Source organism: Salinicola aestuarinus, assembly GCF_003206645.1.
Lineage (GTDB): Bacteria > Pseudomonadota > Gammaproteobacteria > Pseudomonadales > Halomonadaceae > Salinicola > Salinicola aestuarinus.
This window is the reverse complement of the sequence record NZ_PZJP01000016.1, coordinates 1-3158: the sequence shown is the minus strand read 5'-3', so window position 1 is coordinate 3158 and position 3158 is coordinate 1. Positions and strand designations below refer to the sequence as shown.

Sequence of the window (3158 nt, the reverse complement as noted above, 5' to 3'; positions counted from 1 at the left end):
AGACGCTGATGGCCCAGCCGGCTGCAGGATGGCGTGAACTCGATCTCAAACACGGTGCCGTGACCACGGCCGAGCCTAATCCTGCGAGCAGCATTCGTCTCGATGACCGACAGACACAAATGCTACTCGATATGAACCGTATCGATGCGTTGATCGACGGGTTACGTCGTAACGAGTCAGCGCTGCATGACGCTTTTGAAACGCCATGCCGACGCTACCAGTGGATTGTCAGCGTGCTGGACGGCGCTGCTTTACTGAAAGCAGATTATCCAGATCAGGTGCAGTGCTGCAGAGATTCGGCAATGAAAGAGGGATGGTTGACTTGAGTTAGGAGCGAATCCGCTAGGCCACGATCGATAATAAAGATGGCCCCTCAGAGGGTGTCTTTCTAGATATTCCAAAAGACTGAAGAGGATGCTGTTAAATGCGCCAAGCTACTCAAATTTTGATGGGTTTGGTAATGCTAGCGTCGTTATCGGCCTGTGGCTCGGGTGACGATACTGCCGATCTCAATGTCACGGGCGTGGATTATGCCGGAAGCGGCATCGGTGGGTTTTACGTTATCGATCCGAACAATGAGAAAAATCGAGGCAATGGTGAATCTTTGACCCCCTATAGCGCGGGTGGTACTCGCTGTTGCTATCAAATGCCCCAAGAGTGGCATGAAGGGTTGAAGGTCGATGTGGTCGTAAGATACCCGCTGGAAGGCGAGACGGGCGATGAAATTTCAGCGTCTCTTGCCAGGCGTCAAGCGGAAGGGACATTGACAGAAACGATTCACGTCGATGTGCCGAAATACGAAACGCCGGCGAGCGGCACACTGTGGGTTCAGTTTTTGCCGGACAAGAAAGCCAATGTGGTTGTCAGCGATCTGTCACCACCGCATGAAGATTTTCCAGGTGAGGTCAAGGGATGGCCGGTGGCTTCTGATCAGTACAAAAGTAAAGTAATCGATAAAAAAATAGCAGTGGTCGAGAATCGCCTGGAGCGAGATCGGCGTGGTTTAACGAAGTTTAATCATGATCGCGAAAATGCGCTCAATGAATATTGGGAATTGTTTGAAAGAGTTCGGGCGGCTGATGTTCTGGATAGGTTTTCCGGGCCGGGTGATTCTCGGTTTGAGTCTTTTTTAGAAGGCTACTTAAAGAGTAATCTCGAGTCTGATGAACATGAGATGCAGGTGCTGAAGGATGCGAGGCCATGAGTGCAAGGTTGATAGCTCCGATAGCTAGAGTTTATGAAAAACCTTCAGAGAAAAATACATTCTTTTCTGAGCAAGATAATCAAGATTTACGTTACTTTGAGAGTAGAGAGCGCCCTCAAAATGGTCTACGGCCATGTGACGCGAGTTTATTTTTTGGTATTTTTTTTGATGGCACAGGCAATAACTACGCCGATAGCCTAGACCGAGATGACGATAGTCAGTCGAACGTGGCACGGCTCTACAGTGCCTTTCCCGGACAGAGCGTGCCAGGCGTTCTCCCACCACAAACCGATTGGCAAACCAACCTTTCTGATTACGACAACTTTTTCCGCATCTACGCACCCGGTGTCGGCACACGATTTGAGGCAGTTGGCGATTCTGGTGAGGGGTTCTGGGATGAAACCTTGGGTGGCGGTACGGGGCGACTAGGACAGATTAGAATCCTTTGGGGCCTTGCCCAGGTAGTCAATTCCATAAGCCGTTATTTTCTCAATCGATCTTTAATATACAACAATGAGGTGCGGCGAGTCAGTGTTGTCGGTGAAATGACGGCTTATTCGCTACGAAGAGATCCCCTGTCTTCATTGGGGGCCGCTGATATGATGGACTCTTCCTTAAAGATACCTAGGGCGTTAGTTCGCTGGTTGGAGCAGTTGCACCAAGCGATACGGCCCCATATGGCGGGCGCTTCCGGTGAGCCGCCACAGAATAAAGACCCAGGCATCGTCAAAAACATTTATCTATCGGCCTTCGGGTTTTCACGTGGAGCCGCTCTGTCGCGTGTCTTTGCGAATTGGTTGATCAGGCTCTGTCGACTCGACGCAAGCTTGACGAACAGTAATGGCCTTACCTTGGCGGGATTTCCGGTCACTTTCGATTTTCTGGGATTGTTCGATACCGTCGCTTCAGTGGGTCTTGCGCATCTATTGCCTATCAGTGATGGACACGCGGGCTGGTCTGACGCAGAGGAGTCACTGGCGATCCCACCGGAGGTTGCCCGTTGCCTACATCTCGTCTCTGCGCATGAAAACCGAAGATTATTCCCTCTAGATTCTATCTACAATGATCGCTCCATTGCCAATAACGGAGAGGAGTTGGTATTTCCCGGCGTTCATTCCGACTTGGGGGGCGGCTACAGGCCGGGTAGTCAAGGGAAAGGGGTAGACGCCATTGGCCGAGATATGATTTCTCGTGTTCCGCTTGCCGTCATGTATCGGGATGCCCGGCTATCGGGTGTGCCATTTAAACTTGAGCAAGCCTTGCCGGAACATCAAGTTGGCTTTGAGATGTCGTCTCTGTTAATCACCGATTTCAATAACTATATTGACCAGTTTGCGGTAAAGTCAGGTGAGACCGGGACGATTATTCGCGAGCACTGGCGTCGAAATATTGAATGGCGCCTGGATAACCACAAAAAAGGGGGTGTATCACTTCTGCAAAGTTATCAGCGTGCCTCCCAGTATGAGAAAAATAACTTATTGAGTAGCTATAGCCAATTTTGTGAAGAGCTGGAAAGGTTTGCTCATTGGGAAGATGTATCGAATAGAGGTTTTTGGAGGCAGGCTAGCCATGCTGTGCAAGATTACCTAGTGATGGGGTCTGGGTGGATCATCAAGGAAAGAGGGTTCGATCCCTCAGTGCTCGATGATTGGCGCAGGATTTCAGAGTTCAAGTCTAGCCTGGGCGCGCCGCCAGAGGCCGTATCTACCATGATGGATTTGTATGTGCATGACTCGATTGCGGGTTTTCTGAGTGAGTGGGAGAGTCGAGATGAAGCCATTGCTTACCTTCGAGCCTTGGTGGAACGAAAGCACATGATAGATAATCACCAGAATCATTATGTTAGAAGTTATATTTCTATGACATCGGAGGAGCGTCAAAGAGCGGAGTTTTATGAAAGGACAGGACAGATTCCGCCCATGGATAATTTGGGAGGGATCTCGAAGCCACCGCC

The 3158-nt window shown here is 50.1% G+C and carries 3 protein-coding genes; all 3 read left to right on the top strand.

Annotation, left to right across the window (positions count from 1 at the left end):
* Positions 1 to 326 (top strand): hypothetical protein (locus DOM41_RS17575; RefSeq protein ID WP_157956954.1); only part of this gene is annotated, 326 nt, incomplete at its 5' end.
* Positions 327 to 424: 98 nt separating this feature from the next.
* Positions 425 to 1204, top strand: a complete 780-nt coding sequence (locus tag DOM41_RS15440) for a DUF3304 domain-containing protein (RefSeq protein ID WP_110687759.1) — start codon at positions 425 to 427, stop codon at positions 1202 to 1204.
* The coding region (locus DOM41_RS17570; RefSeq protein ID WP_157956953.1) for a T6SS phospholipase effector Tle1-like catalytic domain-containing protein at positions 1201 to 3158 on the top strand (1958 nt) is incomplete at its 3' end. The genes DOM41_RS15440 and DOM41_RS17570, both read left to right, overlap by 4 nt.

Coding starts and splice junctions, on each gene's coding strand:
- DOM41_RS15440 (WP_110687759.1), top strand. CDS start 425: ATGCGCCAAGCTACTCAAATTTTGATGGGTTTGGTAATGCTAGCGTCG.